Consider the following 25237-nt stretch of genomic DNA (forward strand, 5'->3'; position numbering starts at 1 on the left):
GTGGCTCCTGATACGAAAAAGAGTGCCCGTGCCGGCTGCACGGAAGCCCCTCCAGCTTAGCCGCGGCCACCTGAGCGGCGGTCCAGTGCACGTGCCCGTGCACCGCGCAACCCCATCCGGGCCCCCAGATCGCCTCCGTAGACTGGCGGCATGCCGACCCCATCCGCCCATGAGTTTCGCACTCGTGAACGCGTGACGGTCGTTGCGGAGAGCGGGTTGCACTCCGGACCCTCTTTCGTCCTCTTGCATGGCATCGGGATGGGCCGGCACTACTGTGGCGCGCTCACCGAGGCACTTGGGATGCACGGTCGGGTGTACGCCCTCGACCTGCCCGGTTTCGGTGATGCACCTGAACCGGAGAACCCACTCACCATGGCGCAGTCCGGCGATCTCATCGCCGAGCTTGTCCAGCGGAAGCACATTGTTCGACCCGTGCTGGTGGGCCATTCAATGGGAGCGCAGGTTGCGGTCGAAGCCGCCGCGCGGCATCCGCAGATCTTTGAATCGATCGTCCTGATCAGCCCAACGGTGAACCCCGCCGAGCGACGTGTACGCACCCAGGCTCTTCGGCTGGTGCAGGACCTCTGGGGTGCACAGGCGCGGGTCTTCGGCATTGGGCTGATGTACTACCTCAAGGCCGGCCCGCGCTGGTATGTAAAAAAGCTCGGCTCCATGATGAGGCACGAGGTCGAGAAGACCATGCCGAACGTGCGGGCGAACACGCTTGTTGTGCGGGGAAGCGAAGACAAGGTGTGCCCACGCGAGTGGGTCGAGACGATTGTGGCGGCGATTCCGCGGAGCCGCCTGGTCGAGATCCCCGGGTCTGGGCATGAGGTGATGATGACCCACGGCAAGCGCGTTGCCTCGCTCATCGTCCGGCACACGGAGGGCCGAGTGTGAATCTGTTCGACAAAGCGGGCGTCTGGGCACTGGACTATCTCGACGCAGCGGCACTGCACGTGCGAGCGATCGCCGGTGGCTGGCGGGTGCCCTCTCACTACGCACACGGTGAGCCCGGAAAGCCCACCATCGTCCTGATCCCGGGTGTCTACGAGCGGTGGAACTTCCTCAAACCGATCGCGGACCGGCTCTGGGAGGACGGCTACCCGATCAGCGTCGTGCACGGCCTCGGCTACAACCGCCGCCCCATCGTCGAGACCTCAGACCGCCTGGCCGCGGCACTCGCGCGGGTGAGGGCCAACCCGGCCGGTCGCATCATCGTGGCTCACAGCAAAGGCGGGCTCGTCGGCAAGCACCTCATGCTCAGCCACCACGAGGATCTCGGCGTCCGCGGCCTCGTTGCCGTGTGCACGCCGTTCGCCGGCTCCCGCTACGCCAAGTACCTGCTCGGCCAGACGCTGCGCGCGTTCTCGCCGACCGACGACACCATCGTGCTGCTCGGCCGGGACTCGAGCGTGAATGCCCAGATTGTGTCGATTTTCGGACCATTCGACCCGCACGTTCCCGACGGCAGTGTGCTCGTCGGAGCGACCAACGTGCGGATACCGGTGAGCGGGCACTTTCGGATCTTGCACTCGGCCGAAGCGGTTGACGCTGCCGCAGACGCGGTTACGCTTCTCGCGAGCCGTCCTGAAGACGCCGTGGCGGCATCCGTTTCACAAGGAGAACAGTGACGCGTCACCCCGACATTCTCGTGGCAGCTGTTGCGTTCGTTCGAGACCGGCAGGTACTCATGGTGCGGGCGCGGGGGCGCGACGTCCTGTATATGCCCGGCGGCAAGATCGATGAGGGAGAAAGCCCAGCGGATGGTGCCGCCCGCGAAGCATCCGAAGAGGTGGCGGTCGGTCTCGTCCCCGGCACGGTTTCCGAACTCTTCACCGTCGTCACGCAAGCGCACGGCGAACCCGACGGGCGACTCGTGCGAATGGTTGTGTTTGGCGCTGAGGCCGATGCTGAGCCGCGGCCGAGCGCGGAGGTCAGTGAGGTGCACTGGGTGACGACGGCAGCCATCGACCGCTGTCCGCCAGCGGGTGCGGACGTGCTGCGGCGGCTCGCGGCGCTGGGCATGATCGACTAAGGTCGCGGCCGTCGGCGCCTCCGGCTCGCTCAACTAGCGCTGATCGCCGGCCTCATCGCTCGGCGGGGTGGGCGCTGGAAGAGCGGCCGGGTGCGCCTGGGTGCGCGCCGCCTCGTCGAGCTCCTCGAACAGAGTGATCTGCAGCCCGGCTGGCGCGTCGAGCCGGGCGTTGAGGGAGTTCCACGGCGTCACTCGAGGTGCGGCGACCAACGTCGCGCCGTGCTCGGTGAGGGTTGCGGTGTGGCCCGCGGCATCCGTCACCTCAAAGGCAACCCGCAGGCGCGGTGCCACCTGGCGGCCGACCTCGACGTCGTCGATCATGCGCTTCTGGGCCGGATTCGCGATCTCGAGGGTGGCTCGGCCAGCATCGAGGATCATGACACGGGCGTCACCGTCGCCCTCGAACGCGGCCTCTTCGGGCAGGCCGAGGGCGTCGCGGTAGAACGCGATGGCCTGATCGAAGTCGTCGGCCTCAACGACGAGGCGCATCTGCAGGACGTTGCTCATTTTCGGGTCTCCTCTGCGGTCGTGTCAGAGGCAACCATTGTGAGGTGCGAGCTCTTCCCACGGGTGTGGATGCGTGTGCGCGGGCGTCGATGGCCTGCGTTGCTCGAGCACGCAGGGCGGGCACGGCGGCAACGGCCCGGACGGCGGCTTGAGACGTTGCTCGGACACTAACGGCGGGAGAGGGAGCCCCCGGACGTTTGCTCCGACACTAACGGCGGGAGCATGAGCCCCCGCACGGTTGCGCGGACACTAACGGCGGGAACGGGAGCTCCCGGACGGTTGCTCCGGCAGTAAGGGCGAGGAAACCCGGCACTTCCTCGCCGCTTTCGACGGAGCAATGGTCGGTCCCACCCTTTCTGACCGAGGAGACGCGTGATTGCCGCCACTTGTGGCGGAGGGCGAGGAGGGCGGCCGGCGTTCCGCCATTTGTGGCGGAGGGCGAGGAGGGCGGCCAGCGTTCCGCCATTTGTGACGGAGGTCGACGTCGAGCGGCCGGTGGCTGTCGCCATTTGTGACGGAGCTCGCGAAAGGCGCTCAGGCTTCAGCCACGCGTGACCGAGCGTCAGCGTTAGTGCACGTACTCCACGAGGTCGAGTCCGATCGTGTGCATCGCGTCGAGCACGGCCAACCGCGTGGACAACCCGGTATCGGTGAACGAGGCCGACACGGCGTAGGCGACTCCGGCGCGCGGGCCACGAACGGCCCCGACATCGGTGCGCACGCCCACATCGGTGCCCGTCTTGTTGAAAATCTGAATCCCGTGGTCGCCACCGCGGTGCGCGAGCGGGTCGAGGCCGAACGCCGAGGCGACCATCGACAGGTCCGTGTTCAGGGACAACCAACTGGCGACGCGCTGGCTGGTGGCCTGGTCGACGACTTCACCACGGGCCAGGGCCGAGAACAGCCAGGCGAGTTCCTTCATCGATCCGACGGAGAGGTGCGGTGCGTCGTCGGGTCCGCGGGTGTCGCGCACCTTGTCGAGCAGGGCGAGCCGCTTGAGGCCGATTGACTCGGCGCGCTCCCGCACGGAGTCGAGGCCGACGAGACGGAGCAGCACGTTGGTTGCGAGGTTGTCGCTCGTGGCTGCCACGAGCGCCGCAAGGTCAGCGACCGGGAAGGACGGTACCTGAAGGTGCTGCCACAGACCCGAGTCACCCACGGAGTCGTCGGACTCCCGGTCAAGAATGGTGAGTGCGGCGAACTCGGTGTCGGAGAGCCGGGCCGCGACGTCGATGAGCAGGAGAACCTTGCCAACCGAGGCCGTCGGCATCACGACGTAGTCGTCGACGCTGAGCAGTTCGCTTCCGCTGGCCAGGTCAGCGACCCGTGCTGACACCTGCACGCCGTTGCGAGCGAGGTAGCCGAGCGCCTTGAAGCTTCGGGTGAACGACTCGGTCGGCTCGGTTGAGCGGTGCTTGGCGCGCCGACGATCCCGGGCCCGCAGTCGTCCAGTGGACTGGGAAGCGGGGGGTTGCTGAGTCGGCGGTACCACGCAAGTTCTCCATCACAAGAGTCGACTCGGTGGAAACCAGACGGCTCCCGGCCCCCACGACGAAATCGACGTCGATAACGGTCGACTGCTGCACTGCCCCGTTCACCCTCGCGAGCGGTTTCGACCATTTTCCACGCTACCTCAATTGCCTCCCTCGTTTCGAGAAAATCCTGAGGGAGGCAATTGGGCGGGTTACCAGATGGTGACGCGCTCGGCTTCGTCGAGCCACAGGGCGTCGGACTCCGTGACGCCGAAGGTCTCGTAGAACTCGTCGATGTTGCGCACGATCTGGTTGCAGCGGAACTCGTTCGGTGAGTGCGGGTCGATCGCCAGCAGGCGGATGGCCTCAGCGTCTCGACTCTTCTGCTGCCAGGCCTGGGCCCAGGAGAGGAAGAAGCGCTCGGCGCCGGTGAGCCCGTCGATCACGGGCGGTTCCTCACCGTCGAGCGAGAGTAGGTAGGCCTTCCACGCGATCGACAGGCCGCCGAGGTCGCCGATGTTCTCACCGATGGTGAGCGCCCCGTTGACGTGGTGGTCGGGAACCTGGGCCGGCGCGAGCGCGTTGTACTGCTCGATGAGCGACGCTGTGCGCTTCTCGAACGCGGCGCGGTCGGCTTCGGTCCACCAGTCGGTGAGTCGACCATCGCCGTCGTACTTGGAGCCCTGGTCGTCAAAACCGTGCCCAATTTCGTGCCCGATGACCGCACCGATTGCGCCGTAATTCGCCGCGGCATCCCGTTTCTCATCAAAGAAGGGGAACTGAAGTATTGCCGCGGGGAAGACGATTTCGTTGAAGCCGGGGTTGTAATAAGCGTTGATGGTCTGCGGCGTCATGAACCACTCGTCGCGGTCGAGTGGCTTGCCAATCTTGCCGAGCTCGCGGTCGAACTCGAAAGCGCTGGCCCGACGTACATTGCCAAGCAGGTCACGCGGGTCGACGGTCAGCGTCGAGTAGTCACGCCACTTCACTGGGAACCCAATCTTCGGGGTGAACTTCTCGAGCTTCTCGAGGGCCCGGGCGCGTGTCGCCTCGCTCATCCAGTCGAGGGTTGAGATCGACTCGCGGTACGCCTGCACCAGGTAGTCGACGAGAACGTCCATTTGCTCCTTGGCCTGCGGCGGGAAGTGCCGCTCGACGTAAATCTTGCCGACAGCTTCACCCATCACGCCCTCGACCAGGGAAACCCCGCGCTTCCACCGCTCACGCAACTCGGGGGTCCCCGAGAGGGTGCGGCCGTAGAAGTCGAAGTTCTCCTCCACGAAGTCGTTCGACAGGTAGGGCGCTGCGCCGTGGATGATCTTCCACGCCAGCCAGTCCTTCCACGCCTCGAGCCGCGACGGCACGAGCAGCGGCGCGAGCTCCTCGAAGAAGCTCGGCTCGCGTACGACGACCTCGTCGAACGCCCCGGCCGGAGCACCGAGGGCGGCCCGCCAGGTGTCGAGCAGCCCGGCTGCGGCGCCCGATACGTCACGTTTGTCTCCCTCAACGCCAGCGGCACCCGCGAACAGTGCCGTGGCATCCGCCCATGAATAAAGGTTGTAGGTGGCCTCACTGTCGCGGGTGCGCACGTTGTCCCAGTGCGCGGCCGCAATGCTCGTCTCCAGCTCAAACACCCGCTGCGCGCGAACGTCGGCGGCTGTGGTGTCATCGGGGAGGCTTTCGGCGGCCAGCTCGAAGAGGCGCTGCACGTGCGCGAGGTAGGCCTCACGAATGGCCGCAAAGGAATCTTCGCGGTAGTAGCTCTCGTCGGGCAGCGAAATGCCACCCTGCTCGATCAGGACGAGGTAACGCTCGGGGTTGCCCGGGTCGTTGTCGACGTAGAGCTGGAAGAACCCGCTGACGCCAACGCGTTCAAGCCCGGCAACCGTTGCGACGAACTGCTCGATCGACTCGATGCCGTCGATCGCGGCCAGTTGCTCGGCGATCGGCGCGGCGCCGAGCGTCTCGATGAGCTCGTCATCCATGAAACTCGTGTAGAGGTCGCCCACCTTGCGCTGCTCGGCCGCTGTCGGGCCTGTCGCATCGGCCGGTGCGTCCTGCGCCTCGAGAATAATGTCCTTGACCGCCTTCTCGGCCTCTTCGGCAAGCTGGTGGAAGGATCCCCAGCGCGCCTTGTCTGCAGGAATCTCGGTGCGGTCCAGCCATCGGCCATTCACATGCCGGTAGAGGTCGTCCTGCGGACGCACCTCCGGGTTGAGTTCATCGAGTTCAATACCGGAGTCAAGCGGTGCGTTCGTCATGAATCCACCCTAGTTGCGACCCTTGAGATTGAGGCAGCGGATGCTTCGCGTTGCGTTCGCGGCTCCTCCTCGGTTACGACGTGGCCGGTTCGGTTACCAGTGTGCGAGCGAACGTCAAAACGAGTTCACGGTGCTGTGCGACCTCGCCTCCCCCGTACGTCGGCGAGTTCGAGTGCCAGCGCTCGCTCAGCGCGATGATCGCTTCAAGCAGTGTGGCGGCGTCCCAGGCCGATGTCACGAGGCCTAACGACTGCAGGTCGGCGATGGCCTGGATTGGCGTCATCTCCTCGAGCCCGATCTCGATCATCTCGAAGAACTCGTTTTCACGCTCCAGCCGGGCCCACGTCATGATGCGGGTGTTGCCGGGGTTCTGAACGACGTAGTCGAAGGCGGCGCCAGCAAACGCCTCGATGTTGGGTTGCCTTCCGCCAATGGCGGTCGAGAGGCTCTGGGCCGCACCACGGACGACGGTGTCGAAGAGGCCCTGCTTGTCGCCGTAGTAGGCATAGATGCGCTGCACATTGGCACCGGCCGCCTTCGCGATCCGATCGACCCGGCCGCCGGCCATCCCATGTGCCGCAAATTCTGCCCGAGCGGCCGCGAGAATGACCTCTTTCGTGCGCAGGGAACCGGTTGTCATGCAATCATTGTAGAGCTAAAAAGCAAATACTTATTTGGAAGGTTTCCTGTGTCACTTCCGTCCGAATCTCCACTCACCGCCACGCGCCGCTGGTGGGTGCTGGCGATCGTCGCCCTGACCCAGCTCGTTGTCGTCCTCGACGGCACGATCGTCAACATTGCCCTCCCCCAGGCGCAGCAGGACCTCGGGCTCACTGACGTCCAGCGGCAATGGGTCGTTACGGCATACGCCCTCGCATTCGGCGCACTGCTCCTCCTCGGCGGACGCATCGCCGACTACTGGGGCCGCAAGCGCTCCTTCATGGTCGGCATGATCGGCTTCGGCATCGCGAGCGCATACGGCGGCCTCATCGGCACGGGCGTCGAACTCATCGTTGCCCGCGGACTGCAGGGCGTGTTCGCCGCACTCATGGCGCCAGCGGCCCTCGCCATCCTCACCACGACATTCCCGTCCGGCCGGGAGCGCAACACGGCATTCGCGGTCTTCGGTTCCATCGGTGGTGCGGGGGCAGCGGTCGGGCTGCTTCTCGGCGGTGTGCTCACCGAATTCTTCAGTTGGCGCTGGTGCCTCCTCGTCAACGTCCCGGTCGTCATCATCGCCATGATCGCTGCCGCCGTCCTGCTGCGGGAGAGCAAGGCGGATGGCGACAACAAGTACGACTTCCTCGGCACGGTACTCGTCGCTTTCGGACTTGGGTCACTGGTGTACGGCTTCACCCTCGCCGAAGAAGGCTGGGACTCGCTCGGCGTCTGGGCCTGCCTCGGCGCCGGCGTTGTGCTCATGGCGCTGTTCTTCTTCTCCCAGTCGAGAGTCACACAGCCTCTCCTTCCACTGCGCGTGATCGCCAGCCGGGTGCGTGGTGGCTCGCTACTCCTGCAGATGGTCTCCGGCAGCGTAATGATCGGCATGATGCTCTACGTCACCCTGCACCTGCAGATCGTGCTGGGCTTCTCACCCCTCCTCTCCGGAGTCGCCTCACTTCCGCTCACCATCGTGATCGGTGTTGTTGCTCCCATCGCCACCAAGCTGCTGCCGCAGATTGGTCCCAAGGTGCTCATGGTCGTCGGTCCGCTCATCGCCGCGGGTGGCATGGTCTGGCTCAGTCGCCTCAGCTCGACCGGCAGCTACTGGACCGAGGTGTTCCCCGGAATGGTTCTGCTCGGCATCGGGATGGCCATGCTTTTCGTGCCCATGCAGAACCTGGCCCTCCTTGGTGTTGAACCGCACGACGCGGGTGCGGCGAGCGCGGCCAACACCGCAGCCATGCAGGTCGGCGGGTCAATCGGGCTCGGCATCTACACGGCGCTGTACACCGCGGGCAGCGCGAGCGGCACGGGGCTCGATGCCCTCGTCTCCGGCTACTCAGCGGTGTTCATCGGCACGGCCATTGCTCTCGTGGTTGGCTCTCTCATCGCGGCCACCTTCATCCGTGGGTCCAAGGAGTCACTGATGCCCATGGGTGAAACGGCCGAGAAGGTACTGCACCTCGGCTAAACCCGCTCCGTGCCCTCCGCGACGTCCTTCATCGGTATCTCGCGGAGGGCATCAGGGGTTAAAGGGCGGCAATCCCCGCTTCGGCCACCGTCTGGTCCTGCTCACCCGTGCCACCGCTCACCCCGAGGCCGCCGATCACAACGCCGTCGCGTTGAATCGGGATCCCACCGGCGAAGATCATGACCTTCCCACCGTTGCTCGCGTGGATGCCAAAGAATTGTTGACCCGGCTGCGAGTTCTCGCCCAGGTCCTTCGTCGAGATGTCGACGCTGCCGATCCAGGCGCCATCCATCCGCACGTGGGCGATGAGGTTTCCGCCCGCGTCGACCACAGCGATATTCATCGGCTGCCCAATTTCGTCGGCTCGCTGCTCAGCGGCGGCGATCAGGGCGCGGGCATCCGCGAGTGTCAGGGTGTTCATCGTTCTCCTCGGTGAATTGAACTGTTCAGTCGGCTCGCTCGAGCGTTCCGATTTCGTTCTGTTCGGCATCAAAGATCTGTAGCTCGTCGTCGTCATCTGCGAGTTGCGCCGATGACACGCCGCTGAGCCAGGTGTCGACGTCCTCGCACGCCATGAGCGTCGTCACTACGTCGGACAGCGTGACCGAATCCCCGTCGAGTGTCCACGACCCGACCAGCCGATTGCACCCGTCCGTGCCGGTCACCCCGCCCTCCTCGTCGAAGGTCAGGTTGGGGTGATGCTCGGCAGTGGATCCCCACGTGCCGACAAGCGTCTTGGTAGTGAGCACTTCTGCGGTCTCTGTCGGCTCCGATGAATCCTGCTCATCGTCGGAGGCCCCTCCTGACGACGCGCACGCCCCCAGCAACACGACCACGGCGGCGACCGACATCGCCGCAGACAATCGTGCGAAACGTGACGCGATCATGGAGCACCTCCCAACCGGCACCTCGGTGCTGCTCGTGGTCCGATCCCCTGCAGTCGAATACCGTCGAAACTCATCGCACCAGCGCCCGTTCCGGCGAGTCTAGCGACGTCCCCACCGAGCGGCTAGGCCTCGGTCACACCCGTCGATTACATGCTCGCAATATCCCGCCGTTCCAGGAGAACGGATGCTCCCACCCCGGCCACAAGCGCGAGGGCAATCATCACAAATCCCCCGCTCCAATCCACCTCGGTTCCGAGCGCGACGGGTGTGTGGCTGAACGGCGAGAGATTCTCGGCCCACTCGGGCAGGCCAACCAGTTTGCCAAACAGGCCAAGGAACGCCCCGGCGACCAGCACTCCCCAGCCGACCGGCGCCGTGAACCGCGGCCACAGGACAAAGACCAAAGCGACCAGACTCAGATACAGCAGCGCCGCAGGAAGCTGGGCCAGCGCCGAAGCAAACGCATCCCGTGCCGCACCTTCCTCCGCATCGACCGCCGCAGCCGAGAGCGACGCAGCAACTGCCGCCACGATCAGCACGATGAGCACGGCCGCGATCCCGACCGCGAGGTAGTCAGCGAGCCATCTAACGCGGCGCACCGGCGCAGCAAGCACGAGTTCCGCGGTTGTGACGGCCTCCTCTTGCCGAGCCCGAATGACGGCCTGAACGGCGCAACCGGCCGCGAGGATGCCGACCGCCGTGAAGATCACCGAGAGGAAGGCCTGGCTGAGCGATTCGCCGTCACCCGACAATGCTCGCAACTGCTCGGCGATCGGGTTGGTCGCACCGTCACTGCCTGCAATGGTGCCCAGCGCGCCACCGAAGGCACCGAGCAGCGCAGCACCGAGCGCCCACCCGATCACCGACGGCCACTGTAAGCGCCAGGCGAGGCCCAGCGACCCCGACAGCGTTGCGCGGGCCGTCGCCCGTCCCCGTCCGGCGCCGAAAACACTCGCGCCGCTGTCGCGACGCACATGCAACAGACACGCGGATGCCACCAGCACCGTCGCGAGACCGACATTCAGCACCAGCGGGGTCGCGTCGTTTGCCGTGAACGGGTGGCTGGCAAGCCCCCAGCCGATCGGTGAGAGCCAACTGGGCCAGGCGCTGGTCACAAACAGCCCGTCATCCGACACCGCGCCCAAGGCGTCCCCGACGCCTCGAGCCAGATAGGCGAGCACGACGGTTCCGGCCGCGATGCCGTTGGCGGCACGGGAGGTGAGCATGAGTTCCGAGGCCAGCAGCCCCACCGCCAGGAAGGAGATGCCGATGGCCCCGAGGGCAACCCCCGTGAGGATCGAACCGGCGACGTCCAGACCGGCGGCCACGCAGCATCCGCTCACCATGAGAGCCAGCAGCAGATTGACGATCAGTCCCCACAGGAGTGTTGCCGTCAGCGGAAGCAGCCGCGGGATCGGAGTGGCTGCAACGAGTTCGGCGCGACCGGTTTCCTCCTCGGCACGGAAATGACGCACCGCGAGGAACGTGTTGACCAACCCGGCGAGGAGGCCGAGGAACGCGAAGATCGAGAAGATAAAGAGCGCATCGAAATCGGCGCCCTGTGGCGGACCGCGGAGGACGACGATCGCCGGGTTCGCCGTCGCCAGGCGGAGGAGTACCTCGCGTTGGGCCTGGCCGCCGAAGTTGTCCTCGAGCGCAGTGGCCGCGAAAAACACCAGCGCGCCGATCGCGAGGAGCCAGCTGAGCACCTGCACGCGATCGCGTCGAATGCGCTGCCGGAGCAGCGAGCCGAGGCCGGTCACCGACCACTCCGGGCGTGCCGGGCGTGGGCCGGCTCTGCTGCCACGGCGGCGGTGGGCGGCTGGGCGTCGTTCCTGTCGAGACCGTAGTGCCGAAGGAAAAGCTCCTCCAGCGACGGCGGTGTGATCGTCAGGCCTTCGACCCGTAGGGCGGCGAGCACGGGCAACGCCTCGAGGAGCGTTGCGCTGTCGACCGTGAAGGCGACGCGGCCCGAGTCGATGCGCACGTCGCGTGCCGCCGGAATTCCGGCCAGGTCGGCTTCGGTGAGGTTCGCGGCCGAGAACGACACCTCCGTCCGGGTGAGCCGGCGGAGTTCGGCGAGTGACCCTTCCTCGACACGGCGCCCGGCGCGAATGATGCTCACTCGTGAGCAGAGCTGCTCGACCTCGCTGAGGATATGACTCGACAGCAGCACCGTGCCGCCGTCGGCAACGCGCTCACTGAGCTCGCGGCGGAACACGGCCTCCATCAGCGGGTCGAGCCCCGACGTCGGCTCGTCGAGCAGGTACAGCTCGGCCGGCACGGCGAACGCCGCGACGAGCGCCACCTTTTGCCGGTTCCCCTTCGAGTAGGTGCGCCCCTTCTTGCTCGGGTCGAGCTCGAACACGTCGAGGAGGTGCCGTTTGCGTCGATCATATTCATCGCGTGAACGGATGCCACGCAGCCGGCTGAGCAGATCGATCGCTTCGCCGCCCGTCAGGTTCGGCCACAAACTGACGTCGCCGGGAACGTAAGCGAGCCTGCAGTGAATGCTGACGGCATCCGTTCGGGAATTCTGTCCGAAGACCGTTGCCTCGCCGCCTGTTGGCCGGGCGAGCCCGAGGAGGATGCGGATTGTCGTCGACTTTCCGGCACCGTTCGGGCCGAGGAAACCGTGGATCTCACCCGGCTGTACGTCGAGGTCGAGGCCGTCGAGGGCGTGCACCCGACCGAAGTGTTTCTGCAGGTTGCGAGCCTGGATTACCGTGCTCATGAAGCCGAACACTACGCCTCAGGGCGACGGTTGGTAAGGGTGTCGGCGGCGACTACTCGACGAGGCAGAACGGGTGACCGGCTGGGTCGAGGAACACCCGAAAGTCGTCCTCGCGGTAGCCGGCATCGGTCGCTCCGAGGGCGAGCACCTGTTCCTCGGCGGCGTCGAGGTCGTCGACGGTGACGTCGATGTGGAGCTGTTGCGGCACGACCTGCCCGGGCCACTGCGGTGGGGTGTAGTTCTCGATCTGCTGGAACGAGACGCGGGGACCGCCTTCGGGCTTTTGCAGGGCAACCCAGTCATCACGGTCAATGATGCGATCCATGCCGAGGAGTTTCTCGTAGAACGAGGCGAGGCCGCGGGCATCCGGGCAGTCGAGCACGACGCTTCTGAATTCACCAATCATGCCGCGACACTACGACGGAAAGGGCCGCGAACGGAAGGGGCCGCTGCGACCGCCTCGGTTGCCCGGTCGATAGTGGTCGCTCGAGCCCGCTCCCCCGGGCACGACGCCTGGGGCACGACGCACGGGGCGCGCCCCGGGGCGACGCCCTGGGCGATACCCCGGCGTCGCATTGCTCGGTCTCTAGTGGTCACACACGAGGCCGCTCCCCGGGCACACCTCCGCGTCGCTGCGTTGCTCGGTCTCTAGTGGTCACACACGAGCCCGCTCCCCGGACACAACGTCCGCGTCGCTGCGTTGCTCGGTCACTAATGGTCGGAATACCCCTCACTTCGAGGTGCCGCATGCGGGTCAGTGGGTTGCTCGGGCAGAAAGGGTCACTGCACCGCGGTTGCTCCGTCAGTAGTGGTCACTCGCCTCCTTGCTCCGGCGGTAACGGCGGCTTTAAGGCTCGAAACGTGACCTAAAGTGACCGAGCAACGAATGAGTCGCCCTTTGTGACCGAGCAACGAATGAGTCGCCCTTTGTGACCGAGCAAAGGCTCGAGCAGCCCGTATCGACCGAGCACCGCCCGGAGGCGGCGGCGAAGGGCACGGCACAGCGCGGCGGCGGCGGCGGCGGCGGCGAAGGCTGCGGCACCCCGCCAGACCCGCCCTCCCGTAGGCTCGAGGGGTGAGAACGGTTGACCGCGACATCCTGCGCCTCGCCGTTCCGGCTCTCGGTGCGCTCGTCGCCGAACCGCTTTTCCTCCTCGCCGACTCAGCCATGATCGGCCACCTCGGCGTCGCACCACTCGCGGGCCTTGGCCTTGCTGGCGCCATCCTGCAGACGATCATCGGCCTCATGGTGTTTCTCGCATACGCCACCACCCCGGCCGTGGCCCGCCGACTCGGTGCCGGCGACGAACGCGGCGCCATCTCGGTCGGAATCGACGGCATCTGGTTATCGGTGGCGCTGGGTATGGTGCTCGCAGTGGCCGGCTTCGCGGCGACGCCACTGATGTTGTCTTGGTTCGGTGCGTCGACGAATGTCACGCAGCAGGCATCCGTTTACCTCTCTATTTCGATGGCCGGCATCCCCGCGATGCTCCTCGTGTTCGCGGGCACCGGTGTGCTTCGCGGGCTCCAGGACACGCGCACCCCGCTGCTCGTCGCCGGTGTGGGGTTCGCCGCCAACGTCGTGCTCAACTTCGTCTTCATCTACGCACTCGGCCTCGGCATCGCCGGTTCGGCGATCGGCACCGTCATCGCCCAGTGGGGCATGGCCGGTGTCTATCTGGCCGTCGTGATGCGGCATGCCCGCCGCACCGGCGCCGACGTCCGGCCATCGCGCGACGGCATCTCCGGCTCAGCGCTGTCTGGCGGCTGGCTGTTCGTGCGAACGGCGAGCCTCCGCGCGGCCATCCTGCTGGCCACTTTCGTTGCCACGGACCTCGGCAGCACCGAACTCGCCGGCTTCCAGGTCGTCATGACCCTTTTCACCCTCACGGCCTTTGTGCTCGACGCGCTGGCCATCGCCGCACAGGCCCTCGTCGGCAAGGGCCTCGGCGCGGCCGACACCGCCGGCGTGCGCGCCATACTCGTCCGCTGCCTCAGCTGGGGCGTCGGCTCCGGAGTCGTGCTCGGCCTCCTGGTCATGGCCACCGCCCCGGTCACCGGCCTGCTGTTCACGGGCGAGGCGGATCTCGCGGCGCTGCTGACACCGAGCCTTGTCGTTCTGGGCATCAGCACCCCGCTTGCCGGGTTCGTCTTCGTGCTCGACGGCGTGCTGATCGGCGCCGGCGACGCACGCTATCTCGCGCTCAGCGGCATCCTGAACCTCGCCTGTTTTCTCCCACTCGCGATCTGGGTCGCAACATCGGCACCGAGCGATGCGGCCGGCCTGGCCTTCCTCACCGCTGCGTTCTCGCTCGGCTACCTCGCGGCACGGGCCCTCACTCTCGGCCTGCGGGCCCGCACAACGGCATGGATGCGCACCGGCATCTAATGCCAGACTCGAACAATGGCACCACGCATCATCGTTGCTCACGGCTACAACGCCGCCCCCGATCGTCACTGGTTTCCCTGGCTGACCGAACAGTTCGCGCCGGGCATGGTCCGCGTTCCGGCCCTGCCGAACTCCACGGCGCCCGAGCGTGAGCCGTGGGTCGAGACGCTCTCTGCTGCCATCGGCGAGGTTGACGATGAGACCATCCTCATTGGACACAGCCTGGGCTCCATAACGACGCTGCGCGTTCTTGAGCGGATGCCACGCCCCTGGCGGTTGCGCGGCCTCATCCTCGTCGCCGGATTCGTGTCTGCGCTGCCAAATTTGCCCCAGCTCAGCGCGTTCACGGCGCCACCCATCGATCTTCGCGCTCTCGCGGACACCATCACGCACCGCGCTGTCCTGGGCTCGGACAACGACACCACCGTTGCCCCTCCGTTCACTGCGGAGTTGGCCCATGAGCTCGACGCTCCGCTGACGATCGTGCCGGGTGGAGGGCATTTCGTCGACAGGTTGGGCTGCTATTCCATACCTGAACTGCTTCCCGTGGTCAACGGGATGCTGGAAACTCGGGTGCCCTGACACCATCGAAGAACGGCGCTGAGGTATCGCGTCGTTCCCCGATGAAGCAGGAAAGGTTCTCATGTCGCCCGACCAGCACACGTTCGAAGATCCAAGCAAGAAGTACTCCGACATCGACACCACGGCCCAGTCGCAAGACGGCCCCGGCCTCGACGCCGACCTCGTTGAAACCGCCGACCACGGCGAGAAGAGCTACCACGGCGCTGGCCGCCTGAAGGGCCGTAAAGCCCTCATCACCGGCGCAGACTCCGGCATCGGCGCTGCCGTCGCCATCGCTTTCGCCCGTGAGGGTGCCGACGTCGCCATCTCCTACTTGCCCGAGGAAGAGGAAGACGCCCAGCGCATCGTCGGTCTCATCCAGGACGCCGGGCGAAAAGCCGTCGCGATCCCCGGCGACCTCACCGACGTGACCTACTGCCGCGACCTCGTTGAGCGCGTGGTATCTGACCTCGGCGGCCTGGACATCCTCGTTAACAATGCCGGAAAACAGCAGCACGTCGAAGACCTGCTCGATCTGACCGACGAGCAATTCGACGAGACCTTCAAGACCAACGTCTACGCGATGTTCTGGGTCACCAAGGCGGCGCTGAAGCACCTCGGCCCCGGCTCGACGATCATTAACACCTCGTCGATCCAGGCCTACCAGCCGTCGGAGAACCTGGTCGACTACGCCACAACCAAGGCCTCGATCAACACCTTCTCCAAGGCACTCGCCCAGCAGCTCGCGCCTAAGGGAATCCGGGTGAACATCGTGGCGCCCGGCCCGATCTGGACTCCGCTGCAGACGGCGGGCGGCCAGCCCACTGAGGCACTGCCCAGCTTCGGTGAGGACACGCCGCTCGGACGCCCCGGCCAACCGGCTGAGCTCGCACCGGCCTACGTGTTCCTGGCGTCGGGCGAGTCGAGCTATGTCTCGGGAGAGACCCTTCACGTGAACGGCGGGATGCCGACGCCGTAACACCCGCGTGCCGTCCGCCGCATGGCGGGCGGCACCTTCTTCAGTGAGGTGATCCGACCGAGGCGGACAGGAACAACGGTGACAGCGAAACGTGGGACCGGGCCGTTGCGACCGGCCAACCCTGCCGGTGCGCTCGAGCGAACCGACGGATACGCCGACCTCCGCGGTTACGCCGGAATCGGCGACGGCCGAACGGTCGCTCTCATCGCGCTCGACGGCTCGGTCGACTGGTTGCCCATCCCGGCGCTCGACTCCAAGCCGGTGTTTGCGGCCCTGCTCGATGCCGAACACGGCGGACGCATCACCCTGTCACCGGTGGAACCGTTCACGGCGACGCGGGCCTATATTTCCGGAACGAACGTGTTGCAGACGACGTTCGAGACGGCATCCGGGATCGTTCGCATCACTGACGCGCTGGTGACAGGTGTCGCCGGACGGCTGCCGTGGACGGAACTGGCGCGGCGGGTCGACGGTGTTCGAGGCTCGGTTGCCGTGAGGTGGTCGGTCCAGCCCGGGCGAACGCTCCGCACGACGATGCCGTGGGTGGACCGGACGGCAAACTGGCCGGTGATCCGGGCAGATGGCGTGATGCTCGCGGTCACCGGGGTGGAGCACGGGCCGAACGAACCGGGCACTCACCAATTGGACGGGAAGTTCACCACGAGCGAGGGGTCACGGCACCTCATCGCGGTGTCGGGCACGGCGCGCGAGCCGATTCATCCGCCGAATCCGCGCAACGTTGACCGCGGCATCGACCGAACGGTGGAGAACTGGCGCGCCTGGTCCCGGGAGTTCTCGTTCGACGGGCCGTGGTCGGACGCGGTCCAGCGCAGCGCCCTCGCTCTCAAGCTGCTCATCCACAGCCCGACCGGGGCGATCGCCGCCGCAGCGACGACCTCGCTGCCCGAGACGATCAGCGGGGGTAAAAACTGGGATTACCGGTTCGCCTGGGTGCGGGATGTGGCGTACACACTGCAGTCCATGATCCGATTCGGACTGCGCGAGGAGAGCCAGGCCGCGGTGTCCTGGCTGCTCACCACGATCCGGAAGCACGGGCCGAACCTCGAGGTGTTCTACACGCTCGATGGTGAGATCCCCGACGAAATCGAGCACACCGAGGCACCCGGCTGGCGCGAACTCGGCCCGGTGGTGTGCGGTAACGATGCCAAGCACCAGTTGCAGCTCGGGCCGTACGGCGACCTGTTCGACGTGATGCGGAGCTATGTCGACGCGGGCAACGTGCTCGACGCTGAAACCGGTCGCTCCCTCGCGGCGGTGGCCGATCGAGCCTGCGACGACTGGCAGAAGCCCGATGCTGGCATCTGGGAGCTCAAGGAGATTCGGCACTACACCACCTCCAAGCTGGGCTGCTGGCAGGCGCTGTCGAGCGCCGTTCACCTGGCGGAGCTCGGCGAGGTACCCGGCGATGCCGCCCGCTGGGAGGTCGAGCGCGACCGCATCGCCGACTGGGTCGCGGAGAACTGCTGGTCGGAGGACCGCCAAAGCTACACCATGTACCCCGGTTCAGACGAGCTGGATGCGTCCATCCTGCTGCATGCGCCGAGCGGCTTTGATCGCGGCGAGCGGATGTCACGCACGATCGATGCGATTGCCGCCGAGCTCGGCGAAGGTCCGCTCGTTTACCGGTACACGGGCATGCGTGAGGAGGAAGGAACCTTCGTGGCCTGCGCCTTCTGGCGGGCGGCGGCGCTCGCGTGTGTGGGCCGGATGGCTGAAGCGAAGGCGCTGATGGAAGAGCTCATCGGCTTGGCCAACGACGTGGGAATGTACGCGGAGATGATCGACGCTGATTCGCTCGACTTCGTCGGAAACCTGCCCCAGGGCCTCAGCCACCTCTCGCTCATCTATACGGCCATCCTGATCGCCGAGCTGGACGACGGAAATTAACGGCTCGGTTGACCGGCCATCCACCGATCGGTTGACCTGTGAATCAGCCGAGCCACCTCTGTTGCGCAAGGGGGTGACAGGACGATCCTGTAACCATGACCTCTTCGACGAGCGCGCCACAGGCATCCGCAGATCTGTCCGACCCGCCCGTCGTCCAGGTGCGGAACCTCGTCAAGCGCTACGGCGCACACGCCGCCGTGCGTGGGGTGAGCTTTGACATCTCGCGCGGCGAGACGTTCGCGCTGCTCGGGCCGAATGGTGCGGGCAAGTCGACGACTATCGAGATTCTCGAGGGCTACCGCGACCGCTCGAGCGGCGAGGTGCGCGTGCTCGGCGTCGACCCGCAGAAGGGCGACCTGGCCTGGAAAGCACAACTCGGCATCGTGCTGCAGTCGAGCGCGGAGGCCGCGCACGTCACCGTGCGGGAGCAGGTCGAGCAGTTCGCGGCCTACTACACGCACCCCAGGGACGTCGACGAGGTGATCGCCGCCGTCGGGCTGACCGAGAAGGCCGGGACCCGCATCGGCAAACTCTCCGGCGGACAGCGTCGGCGCGTCGACGTGGCGCTCGGTGTCATCGGGCGCCCGCAACTGCTCTTCCTGGACGAGCCCACAACGGGGTTCGACCCCGAGGCACGCCGCCACTTCTGGGAACTCATCCGCTCGCTCAAGGCCGAGGGCACGACGATCCTGCTCACCACCCACTACCTCGACGAGGCCGCCCAGCTCGCTGACCGGGTCGCCGTCATCGCCGCGGGGCAACTCGTCGAAATCGGGCCGGTCGGCACCATCGGCGGCGCAGACGCCCGGACTCCGGTCGTGCGCTGGCGCGATGCGACCGGCCTGCGCGAGGAACGCACCTCTGAACCGGCCGCTTTTGTCACGGCGCTCGCGTTGCAGTCCGGCACTGAGCCGCGCGATCTCGAGGTGATTCGGCCGAGCCTTGAGGACATTTACCTCGGCCTCGTTGCAGCAGCCGATGCTGAAGCGGCTGAAGCGGCGGAAACGACCGAACCGACTGGAGCAGCGCATGTCTGAATCGACACTCACTCGACCGACAGCGGCGAAACCGATCCCAGCGCTGCCGCGTGGCCGTGGCATCCGTTTGGGCCTGAAGAGGATTGGGTATGAGACGAAGACCTACTTTCGGGTCGGCGACCAGGTGTTCTTTACCTTTCTGTTTCCGGTCGTCATGCTCGCAATTTTCGCGACGGCGTTCAGTACGTCGGGCAACATTGGGACGAACCCCGATGGCAGCGGCGGCATCACGCAGGGCGCGTATTACCTGCCGGGGATGATTGCGGCGGGCATCCTGCTCTCGGGGGTGCAGAACCTCGCCACCGACATCGCCACCGAGAAGAGTGACGGGACGCTCAAGCGGTTGGGCGGATCACCGCTGCCCGTGATCAGTTACTTCATCGGCAAGATGGGGCAGGTCTTCGTCACGTCGCTCGCGCAGATTGCACTGTTGCTGCTGGTCGCTCGGGTCGTGTTCGCCATCGAACTACCGACCGAACCCGAGCTGTGGGCCCGGTTCGTCTGGCTCTACCTCCTCGGCATCATCACGTCAGCGGTGCTGGGGATCGCACTGTCGGCCGTGCCGCGGAGCGGGAAGAGTGCGACGGCCGTCGTAATTCCGATCGTGCTGGTGCTGCAGTTCATCTCGGGTGTCTACCTGATGTTCACCATGCTGCCCGAGTGGCTCCAGAACATCGCCAGTGTCTTCCCGCTCAAGTGGCTCGCGCAGGGCATGCGCTCGGTGTTCCTGCCCGAAAACTTCGCACCGCTTGAGCAGAACGCCGGCTGGGAACTCGGCTGGGTGGCAGCCATCATGCTCATCTGGTGCGTCGTGGGGCTGCTGCTCTGCCGGTTCACCTTCCGCTGGATCCGCAAGGACGGCTGACGCCGGAGGTGTCCGAACCGGCACCCGCCCGTCACCGAATGCGAGAGAGTAGTGCCGTGAACAATCCGAAGTGGTGGGACATCGCGGTTCTTGCGACGGTGGTGATCGTCGGTGTGACCGTGATCTACACCTCCGACGGATTCGACCGCTGGGCCGCGCTCACCGTCCTCGTTCTGGTCTGCGTGGCCTACGTCACGCTCGGGCGCAAATTGCTCGTGCTTGCCGAGCACCCGTCGCCCTCCCAGTCGGCAGCGGCCAGCGTCACCTTCCAGGCGGTGCTCGCCGTCCTCGTCGGCTGCGGGGCCGCATTCGAGCCCAATGTCGTGACCGCCCAGGCGATCGCGTTTCCCCTGATCTGGGTCGTCTCGCTCACCACACGGCAGGCAGTCCTCGCCAATGTCGGCGCGGCGATCATCATGGCCGTCGGGTTTGGCATCGGGCTCGGCGGTGGGACCGACGGTGTGATCGAGGCGCTCTTCGTCGGTGGACTCTCGCTGGCGTTCAGCCTCGCCCTCGGCCTGTGGATCACGAGCATCAGCAACTACGGCGAGGAACGCGGCCGCCTGCTGGGCGAGTTGCGGCTTGCGCAGGGCGAGCTTGAGGCGTTGAGCCGGGACGCCGGCGCCACCGCTGAGCGCGAACGCCTCGCCCGCGAGATTCACGACACCATCGCCCAGAGCCTCACCAGCGTGGTGATGCTGGCCCAGCGCGCCCGGCTGGAGCGACCGACGGCCGAGGCGACGCTCGAACTCATCGAGTCGACGGCGCGAGACGCACTCGGCGAGGCCCGCGCCCTTGTCACCGCCAACGCGGGGCTCGGCTCGAGCGACGCGTCACTGTCTGAAACGCTTGCTCGACTGGGCGAGCGCTTCTCGCGTGAAACCTCGGTCGCCGTCAGCACCCACGTCGCCGTGGCCGAGCTGCCCCGGGCGATCGAGGTCGTCCTGCTGCGGTGTGCACAGGAGGGCCTCGCGAACGTGAGAAAGCACGCGGCCGCACAGGCGGCATCCGTCACCGTCTCGCAGACCGAGGGAAGCGTCAGGCTGGACATTCGGGACGACGGCATCGGGCTCGGCCGTTATCGGCCCGGCGACGACCGCGGTTTCGGGCTCAGCGGCATGCGCGACCGAGTCGGCCTGGTCGGTGGCACGCTCACCGTGACGGATGTCGTGACTGAACCAGGCACGCTGCTCACTGTCGATATTCCCCTGTCGAAAGCGCCCACCGCATGACCGATCAGCCCATTCGGGTGCTTGTCGCCGACGACCATCCCATCGTGCGGTCAGGCATCGCCGCGCTGCTCAACCTGGCCGACGGCATCGAGGTGGTCGGCGAGGCGGCGAGCGGAGCGGAAGCGGTGGCACTGGCCGACGCGCTGAGACCCGATCTGGTGCTGATGGATCTGCGGATGCCCGTGGCACACGGTCCCGAGATCGACGGCGCGACCGCGACCGCTCAGATCATCGAGACCAGGCCGACAACCCGGGTCCTGATTCTCACCACCTATGAAACCGACGATCACATCCTCGGTGCCATCGAGGCCGGCGCGAGCGGCTACCTGCTCAAGGCGGCACCGCACGACGAGATCGTCGCGGGGGTGCGGTCGGTCGTGAGCGGTCAAACCGTGTTGGCTCCGGCGATTGCCGCAAAACTTGTGGAGCGGATGCGACAGGGCGCGGCAGCTGAACGACCGAAGCTCAGCGCGCGTGAGCGTGAGGTACTGAGGTTGGTCGGGGCCGGTTCCAGCAATCCCACGATCGCGAAGCAGCTCTTCATCAGCGAGGCCACAGTGAAGACCCACCTGATTCATGTGTTCGAGAAGCTCGGGGTTTCTGACCGAACGCGTGCGGTCACGCTCGCGCTGGAACTCGGGCTGCTCTGACGCTTAGCGGCGGTGCTGGTTAGCATGAGGCATGCGCGCAACGGAATTCACCCGGCCCCTCGAGACGGAGCGGCTCATCCTCCGGCAGCCGACCATGGCGGACGTCGACCCGATCCACGCCTTCCAGTCGCGCGAGGACGTCTGTGCCTACCTGCTCTTCTCGCCGCGCGACCGTGAGTCGGTAGAGGCCAAGGTCGCGGAGAGCCGAACCAAAACCCGACTCGAAAAGTCCGGGGATTACCTGCAGCCCACGATGGAGCGCCGCGACGACGGTCGGGTGATGGGGCAGATGTACCTCGCGGTCGACAACGCCGACGCCGAGTGCCTCGAAATCGGTTGGATCATGCACCCCGACTACGCCGGGGTGGGATACGCGACCGAAGCCGCTGAGGCGCTTCTCGAGTTCGCGTTCACCGTCGTCGGAGCCCATCGGGTGATCGCGACGCTCGACCCGGCCAACGACGCGTCGATCCGCGTGTGCCGTCGACTCGGTATGCGGAAGGAAGCGCACCTCCTCGAGGACATGAGGATCAAGGGCGAGTGGGCAGACACCGGCGTGTACGCGATCCTCGACCGGGAGTGGTCAGCCGCGCACCGCTGACGTCCGTGGTGACACTGGCGGGGTACCCGCCTTCGACCTCCCGAGCGGGAAGGTGCTCTGGGACGCCAGGACCAGTCCGGCACCGGCCGCCCCGAGTGCGGGCACCGTCCCGAAAGCGAGAGTCGGTTCGATAACGGTGGCCGCGGCGATGAGGGCCACCGATACCGACAGTGCCACCCGCACCGCGACCGGCGCCCGGAGAACACCGGTGAGAGCGAGTGCAACGGCCGCGACGGAGAACAGCACGGTGGGTGTCGCCATGACGAGCGACCACGCTCCCTCCGGAATGGCGCTGGCCGGGTGCCGGTTTCCCGACGCGACGAGGGATGCGGCGACCGTGAAAGCGAGGCTCGTGATCGCCACTCCCGCCACGGCCCGAACCGCGACGAGAGGACGCGGTATCCAGATGGCCACGACGAGCGCCGCCGCGAGGAGGAGCAGGGCGACGACGATCCCCAGCACGAGGCCAGGGCCGATGTAACTGATCCCGTCTGCACAGAGGAACGAGCCGGGGTCTGATGCGCCCATTCGCGCGAAGTCGCAGTAGAGGTACATTCGGTCGCGGAGGAACGGGATGGCCGCCATCGACAGCGGAAGCACGAGCAGCAGGTTTCCGACCAGCGTGATGCCGACCGCCAACCACACCCGTTCCCTCGTTGTCATAGTTCACTGTAGCGAGCAGAGATAGCCTTCTCAGGGTGAACCTGTGAGGATGAATCGATGACGTCAGCCCCACGCGCCGCCGTGCGCAGCACCGGGACGCGCGTGAAGTCCTGGCTCTCGCACCCCCGGTTCCTCCTTGCCGTGAAGACCGCGATCGCCGTCGGGATCGCCTGGCTCATCGCCCCACTCGTGCCGGGGGTGGCCGAGCAGTACCCCTACTACGCTCCGCTCGGCGCGCTGATCAGCATGTACCCCACCCTGATGAGTTCCGTGCGCACGAGCATCGAAACGCTGGCGTCTCTCGCCATTGGCATCCTGCTCGCCGTCCTTGTGCTCGTGCTCGCCGAGCCCAACGTGATCACCATCGCCCTCGTCTGCGGCGCCGGCGTGATCATCGCCGGCAGCCGCTGGCTCACAACGGGTGGTGACTACGTTCCGGTGGCCGCCCTCTTCGTGCTTATCATCGGCGGTCCCAACGCTGACGCCTACTCCATCGGCTATATCGTGCAGATGAGCGTCGGGGTCACGGTCGGGCTCCTGGTCAACCTGCTGATCCTGCCCCCGCTGAACTTTCGCGGCGCCGTCATGAAGCTCGCCCAGTTTCGGACGCTACTCGCCACCCACCTCGACGACATCGGGGACGCGCTGACGGAAAGCTGGCCCCCCGAACACGAGGAGTGGGCGAGTCGCAGCGACACGCTGGTCACGACCGCCGATGCGGTGCGGCAGGCCGTCCGTGATGCGGATGAGAGCCGACGAGGGAACCCCCGTGCGCGACTGCACCGTCGAGACGTCGATGAGGATTACCGTGACCTCGAAGCGCTCGAGCGCATCACCTTTTACGTGCGGGACCTCACCGAGGTGCTCGCGGCCGCGATTTGGGGCGCCGGGTTCCACTCGGAGGTGCCCGATCGGCTGCGCGAGCCGCTGTCTGACACCCTGCACGCGGTTGCCGAGGTCCTGAGCGACCACAACTCCGGGGAAGGCATCGAGGAGACCGTTCGTGCAGCGAACGCTGCTGCCGACACACTCATCGCGCGACTGGATGAAGACCGAAGCGCGCCCTCGGTGCTCAGCCCCGTGGCATCCGTCGCCATGGATCTTCGCCGCATTCTTGCCACCATGGACAACGCGGCCGACGGGGCCTGACGGGCGTCAGGACGGGGCGGGCCCGGTCGTGTCACCCGGCTGGAAGTCGACGTCGAAGGCGACCTCGTCGGCAACGTTCCCGGCCAGCATGTCCACGATCGCACGCCCGGCCGCTGCACCCTTGCCCTGCGCCGGTTGCCGGACGGTGGTGAGCGAGCGCTCAAGCCCGTCGACCCGAATACCGTCGAAGCCCACGACACTGAGGTCGTCGGGAACACGGAGGCCGAGCTCCTCGGCCGCGGCGATCACCCCGGCGGCGAGCAGGTCACTCTGCGCGATGATCGCGGTTGGCCGCTTCTCGGCTGGCACGTCGAGCAGGACGAGCCCTGCTTCGCGGCCCGCGTCGCTGCGACTTCCAGCGGCGATCATGCCGGTGACGTCGGGGAAGACGTCACGCGCACCCGCAATGCGCTCGAGCGTCGTGGTGATGGTGGCCTCGGCCTCCCGCTCAGACGTGAGCGGGGCGAGCCCGCGATTGCGGTCGATGCTGAGCGTGACGAGGGCAACCCGGGCGTGGCCGAGGTCAGACAGGTGCCGGGCCAGCAACCGCGTGCCACCCCGATTGTCGACGCTGATGGTCGGAACATCGTTGTCACCCGGGCCCTCGATCTGCACGATCGGAATGTTGCGGCGCCGCAGCACTTCGAGCGTGGAGATGGCGTCGGCGTTGCAGCCCACGAGGACAACGGCGTCGACCGGCGCCGTGTTCACGTTCATCACGTCGCCCCCGATGTCGGGCATGAGCAGCAGCCCAGCCCCGATCACGCTGATCTCCTCGGCGAGGCCGTCGAGCGTCTGGATCAGCACCGGGTCTCGAAACGAGACGCCGATGCGCGCCGGAATGAGGGCGCCAACGATACCGCTGCGCCCGCGACGCAATGACTGGGCGAGCGGGTCTGGTCCGCCGTAGTGCAGCTCCTGCGCGGCCGCCAGCACCTTCTCGCGAGTCGATTCCGACACCGGGCCCTGCCCGCTAAAGGCGAGTGAGGCGGTCGACGGCGAGACTCCGGCGCGCGCAGCAACCGCCGCCAGTGTCGGCCTGGGTTCGTGTGAGGGGACAGCGGATGCCTGTGGCTGCTTCGTCATACGTCCTCTCGTTCGGGCGAGATGAGTGGTCGCGGCACGGCGCCCTTGACCGTGGCTCTGTCTGGCGTTAGCTTAGGCGAAGCG

Annotated in this window: 25 protein-coding genes; 14 read left to right on the plus strand and 11 right to left on the minus strand. The window is 66.5% G+C overall.

Annotated elements, in window-relative coordinates; all coding sequences use genetic code 11:
* Nucleotides 1-150 precede the first annotated feature (150 nt).
* The 3 genes from L1277_RS14850 to L1277_RS14860 are packed head-to-tail and all read left to right on the plus strand — an operon-like array spanning nt 151 to nt 2038.
* Nucleotides 151-900 carry an alpha/beta fold hydrolase gene (locus L1277_RS14850; RefSeq protein ID WP_253377511.1) on the plus strand — a complete coding sequence of 250 codons (750 nt, stop codon included), beginning with the start codon at nt 151-153 and terminating at the stop codon, nt 898-900.
* The gene (locus L1277_RS14855) at nt 897-1634 is read left to right on the plus strand and encodes a triacylglycerol lipase (RefSeq protein WP_253377512.1); all 738 of its coding nucleotides are present in this window, start codon (nt 897-899) and stop codon (nt 1632-1634) included. Before L1277_RS14850 ends, L1277_RS14855 begins: the two co-directional genes overlap by 4 nt.
* The gene (locus L1277_RS14860; protein WP_253377513.1) at nt 1631-2038 is read left to right on the plus strand and encodes an NUDIX domain-containing protein; all 408 of its coding nucleotides are present in this window, start codon (nt 1631-1633) and stop codon (nt 2036-2038) included. Before L1277_RS14855 ends, L1277_RS14860 begins: the two co-directional genes overlap by 4 nt.
* 33 nt (nt 2039-2071) lie before the next feature.
* On the opposite strand, the gene L1277_RS14865 is transcribed toward L1277_RS14860, so the two are convergent.
* The 4 genes from L1277_RS14865 to L1277_RS14880 form a co-directional block, all read right to left on the minus strand.
* Entirely contained in the window at nt 2072-2545 is a 474-nt protein-coding gene (locus L1277_RS14865; RefSeq protein WP_253377514.1) for a VOC family protein, read from the minus strand.
* 568 nt (nt 2546-3113) lie between these two features.
* Nucleotides 3114-4037 (minus strand): serine hydrolase, encoded by a 924-nt coding sequence (locus L1277_RS14870; RefSeq protein ID WP_253377515.1) that lies wholly within the window; start codon nt 4035-4037, stop codon nt 3114-3116.
* Nucleotides 4038-4229: 192 nt separating this feature from the next.
* The gene (locus L1277_RS14875) at nt 4230-6278 is read right to left on the minus strand and encodes a M13 family metallopeptidase (RefSeq protein WP_253377516.1); all 2049 of its coding nucleotides are present in this window, start codon (nt 6276-6278) and stop codon (nt 4230-4232) included.
* Between the two features lie 73 nt (nt 6279-6351).
* The gene (locus L1277_RS14880; protein ID WP_253377518.1) at nt 6352-6918 is read right to left on the minus strand and encodes a TetR family transcriptional regulator; all 567 of its coding nucleotides are present in this window, start codon (nt 6916-6918) and stop codon (nt 6352-6354) included.
* A 48-nt stretch (nt 6919-6966) separates the two neighbouring features.
* Here L1277_RS14880 and L1277_RS14885 point away from each other — a divergent pair, with 48 nt between their 5' ends.
* Nucleotides 6967-8412: an MFS transporter gene (locus tag L1277_RS14885; protein ID WP_253377519.1), complete on the plus strand. Its 1446-nt coding sequence runs from the start codon at nt 6967-6969 to the stop codon at nt 8410-8412.
* Between the two features lie 58 nt (nt 8413-8470).
* Here L1277_RS14885 and L1277_RS14890 read toward each other — a convergent pair whose 3' ends face one another.
* The 5 genes from L1277_RS14890 to L1277_RS14910 all read right to left on the minus strand — a co-directional run bounded on the left by L1277_RS14890 (nt 8471) and on the right by L1277_RS14910 (nt 12439).
* Nucleotides 8471-8833, minus strand: coding sequence for a heme-binding protein (locus tag L1277_RS14890; protein WP_253377520.1), 363 nt, complete (start codon nt 8831-8833; stop codon nt 8471-8473).
* A gap of 25 nt (nt 8834-8858) precedes the next feature.
* On the minus strand, nt 8859-9299 hold the full coding sequence (locus L1277_RS14895; protein WP_253377521.1) for an META domain-containing protein: 441 nt from the start codon (nt 9297-9299) through the stop codon (nt 8859-8861).
* 146 nt (nt 9300-9445) lie between these two features.
* Nucleotides 9446-11062, minus strand: coding sequence for an ABC transporter permease (locus L1277_RS14900; RefSeq protein ID WP_253377522.1), 1617 nt, complete (start codon nt 11060-11062; stop codon nt 9446-9448).
* Nucleotides 11059-12033, minus strand: coding sequence for an ABC transporter ATP-binding protein (locus tag L1277_RS14905; protein ID WP_253377523.1), 975 nt, complete (start codon nt 12031-12033; stop codon nt 11059-11061). The genes L1277_RS14900 and L1277_RS14905 overlap by 4 nt, the downstream gene beginning before the upstream one ends.
* A 52-nt stretch (nt 12034-12085) precedes the next feature.
* Complete coding sequence (locus L1277_RS14910; RefSeq protein WP_253377524.1) at nt 12086-12439, minus strand: VOC family protein; 354 nt, start codon at nt 12437-12439, stop codon at nt 12086-12088.
* A gap of 669 nt (nt 12440-13108) precedes the next feature.
* Here L1277_RS14910 and L1277_RS14915 point away from each other — a divergent pair.
* From L1277_RS14915 to L1277_RS14955, 9 genes are all read left to right on the plus strand, one after another.
* Nucleotides 13109-14422, plus strand: a complete 1314-nt coding sequence (locus tag L1277_RS14915; RefSeq protein WP_253377525.1) for an MATE family efflux transporter — start codon at nt 13109-13111, stop codon at nt 14420-14422.
* A 15-nt stretch (nt 14423-14437) separates the two neighbouring features.
* Nucleotides 14438-15004, plus strand: a complete 567-nt coding sequence (locus L1277_RS14920) for an alpha/beta hydrolase (protein ID WP_253377526.1) — start codon at nt 14438-14440, stop codon at nt 15002-15004.
* Nucleotides 15005-15065: 61 nt separating this feature from the next.
* Nucleotides 15066-15962, plus strand: a complete 897-nt coding sequence (locus L1277_RS14925; RefSeq protein ID WP_253377527.1) for a glucose 1-dehydrogenase — start codon at nt 15066-15068, stop codon at nt 15960-15962.
* A 78-nt stretch (nt 15963-16040) separates the two neighbouring features.
* The gene (locus tag L1277_RS14930) at nt 16041-17870 is read left to right on the plus strand and encodes a glycoside hydrolase family 15 protein (protein ID WP_253377528.1); all 1830 of its coding nucleotides are present in this window, start codon (nt 16041-16043) and stop codon (nt 17868-17870) included.
* Between the two features lie 95 nt (nt 17871-17965).
* Nucleotides 17966-18907 carry an ABC transporter ATP-binding protein gene (locus L1277_RS14935; RefSeq protein WP_253377530.1) on the plus strand — a complete coding sequence of 314 codons (942 nt, stop codon included), beginning with the start codon at nt 17966-17968 and terminating at the stop codon, nt 18905-18907.
* A complete protein-coding gene (locus L1277_RS14940; RefSeq protein ID WP_253377532.1) occupies nt 18900-19772 on the plus strand; it encodes an ABC transporter permease in 873 nt (290 codons plus the stop codon). The genes L1277_RS14935 and L1277_RS14940 overlap by 8 nt, the downstream gene beginning before the upstream one ends.
* A gap of 56 nt (nt 19773-19828) precedes the next feature.
* Complete coding sequence (locus tag L1277_RS14945) at nt 19829-21004, plus strand: sensor histidine kinase (protein WP_253377533.1); 1176 nt, start codon at nt 19829-19831, stop codon at nt 21002-21004.
* Nucleotides 21001-21654 (plus strand): response regulator transcription factor, encoded by a 654-nt coding sequence (locus L1277_RS14950; RefSeq protein WP_253377535.1) that lies wholly within the window; start codon nt 21001-21003, stop codon nt 21652-21654. The genes L1277_RS14945 and L1277_RS14950 overlap by 4 nt, the downstream gene beginning before the upstream one ends.
* A 31-nt stretch (nt 21655-21685) precedes the next feature.
* Complete coding sequence (locus L1277_RS14955) at nt 21686-22255, plus strand: GNAT family N-acetyltransferase (RefSeq protein ID WP_253377537.1); 570 nt, start codon at nt 21686-21688, stop codon at nt 22253-22255.
* On the opposite strand, the gene L1277_RS14960 is transcribed toward L1277_RS14955, so the two are convergent.
* On the minus strand, nt 22238-22918 hold the full coding sequence (locus L1277_RS14960) for a hypothetical protein (RefSeq protein WP_253377538.1): 681 nt from the start codon (nt 22916-22918) through the stop codon (nt 22238-22240). The genes L1277_RS14955 and L1277_RS14960 overlap by 18 nt on opposite strands.
* A 57-nt stretch (nt 22919-22975) precedes the next feature.
* Here L1277_RS14960 and L1277_RS14965 point away from each other — a divergent pair, with 57 nt between their 5' ends.
* Nucleotides 22976-24067 carry an aromatic acid exporter family protein gene (locus L1277_RS14965; protein ID WP_253377539.1) on the plus strand — a complete coding sequence of 364 codons (1092 nt, stop codon included), beginning with the start codon at nt 22976-22978 and terminating at the stop codon, nt 24065-24067.
* Between the two features lie 6 nt (nt 24068-24073).
* On the opposite strand, the gene L1277_RS14970 is transcribed toward L1277_RS14965, so the two are convergent.
* A complete protein-coding gene (locus L1277_RS14970) occupies nt 24074-25153 on the minus strand; it encodes a LacI family DNA-binding transcriptional regulator (RefSeq protein ID WP_253377540.1) in 1080 nt (359 codons plus the stop codon).
* Nucleotides 25154-25237 lie beyond the last annotated feature (84 nt).

Origin of the sequence: Okibacterium sp. HSC-33S16 (assembly GCF_024171565.1) — a bacterium.
Classification (GTDB): Bacteria; Actinomycetota; Actinomycetes; order Actinomycetales; family Microbacteriaceae; genus Mycetocola_A.